Source organism: Tessaracoccus sp. OH4464_COT-324 (assembly GCF_003932855.1).
In the GTDB taxonomy this organism is placed as follows: domain Bacteria; phylum Actinomycetota; class Actinomycetes; order Propionibacteriales; family Propionibacteriaceae; genus Arachnia.
In genome coordinates this window covers 1-457 of sequence record NZ_RQYZ01000096.1, presented here as the reverse complement: position 1 = coordinate 457, position 457 = coordinate 1, and the positions used below count along the sequence as shown (strand labels likewise).

Below are 457 nucleotides of genomic sequence, written 5' to 3'. Positions count from 1 at the left end.
GTGCGTTGGCGGCCGCGCGGGAGGCGGTGGAGAGCTGGCGGGGTTTGGTGGAGCGGGTGCCGGGGGCGTTCGAGGCGGAGCTGGCGCGCGCGTTGACCAACCTGGGTAACCGGTTGGGGGATTGTGGGGATCGGGTTGGTGCGTTGAAGGCGGCCGAGGAGGCGGTGGAGAGCTGGCGGGGTTTGGTGGTGCGGGTGCCGGGGGCGTTCGAGGCGGAGCTGGCGCGCGCGTTGAGCAACCTGGGCATCCGGTTGGCTGGTTGTGGGGATCGGGTTGGTGCGTTGAAGGTGGCCGAGGAGGCGGTGGAGAGCTGGCGGGGTTTGGTGGAGCGGGTGCCGGGGGCGTTCGAGGCGGAGCTGGCGCGCGCGTTGACCAACCTGGGTGCTCTGTTGGGGGATTGTGGGGATCGGGTTGGTGCGTTGAAGGTGGCCGAGGAGGCGGTGGAGAGCTGGCGGGG

1 protein-coding gene is annotated in these 457 nt (G+C 71.1%); it reads left to right on the top strand.

Annotation, left to right across the window (positions count from 1 at the left end; translation table 11 throughout):
* Positions 1-457 (top strand): tetratricopeptide repeat protein (locus tag EII42_RS12270; RefSeq protein WP_158676530.1); only part of this gene is annotated, 457 nt, incomplete at both ends.